General features: G+C 44.7%; 1 protein-coding gene. It reads right to left on the bottom strand.

Features of this window, described 5'->3' with window-relative positions:
• Nucleotides 1-225: 225 nt before the first annotated feature.
• The gene (locus ACYVRH_RS13405) at nt 226-876 is read right to left on the bottom strand and encodes an Lcl C-terminal domain-containing protein (RefSeq protein ID WP_461257395.1); all 651 of its coding nucleotides are present in this window, start codon (nt 874-876) and stop codon (nt 226-228) included.
• Nucleotides 877-926 lie beyond the last annotated feature (50 nt).

Here is a 926-nt window from a genome sequence, read left to right as displayed (position 1 = left end):
GTCATCGTTGTCATCACCGCAAGCCGCCATTGAAAACCCGATTACCGCTACAATGGCGATAATCCCGATCAGTTGTACCAAAGGTACATTGTTTTTGTTTTTCATAAAAAACTCCTTAAAATTGATATATGAAAAAGCCTTATGCGACTGAAGGTCGCTTGGCGTTTTTCTGAAGCTAAGCAAGACGCGCAAATTGAGAACAATAATCTCTACTCACCTACTCAGTTAAAAAGCCCGGATAGCCCTGACAGATAACGTGGTATCCTTGGTGCGGTTTAAATAATCAGCACTGTAAGCGGAAAATCTACAAGCTACTGCAATATTACTAGTCATATCACCAAGGTTATAAGACGAAGACCAGTAAATTAAGTTTTCTATCTGGAAAACTTCACCATTGGCTGACGTTGCTGCACAGTCACGCAGCTGTTTCAGTTCAAAATAGCTCGGCAGGAACCAGTCTGTCTTACCTCCACCGTTATACTCCTTGCAGAATTTGGCCGCAGGCGCGTTAGCGTCCGTTGCAAGGATAAGGGCGGTGTTTTTTCTTCCATTTCCATTCTCCCTCTCCCCCACACCGGTTATATCTGCAGAGGTATATCCTGATGAAGCCCATGCAAAGGTACGCGATTCACGGGGCGCGGCTTCAAGGTAATGGCAAACTTGGTTGTTGTCCGTCATGGTAAAGCCTGTCACACTTTTGTAAAAGATCCTTCCGCCGCCGGGGCCGACATCGCCTAACTCGTAAGTAACGTTTTTGTCCCCTCCGCCGTCATTATCATCATCATCGCCGCAAGCCGCCATTGAAAACCCGATTACCGCTACAATGGCGATAATCCCGATCAGTTGTACCAAAGGTACATTGATTTTGTTTTTCATAAAAAACTCCTTAAAATTGATATATGAAAAAGCCTTATGCGACTGAAGGT

This window comes from Treponema sp. R80B11-R83G3 (assembly GCF_054786115.1).
Note: the sequence above shows the minus strand (reverse complement) of the source record. Positions and strands in the feature narration are given on the sequence as shown.

Bases quoted from the DNA above. Each gene is read 5' to 3' on its own strand.
- ACYVRH_RS13405 (WP_461257395.1), bottom strand. From the start codon at position 876: ATGAAAAACAAAATCAATGTACCTTTGGTACAACTGATCGGGATTATC.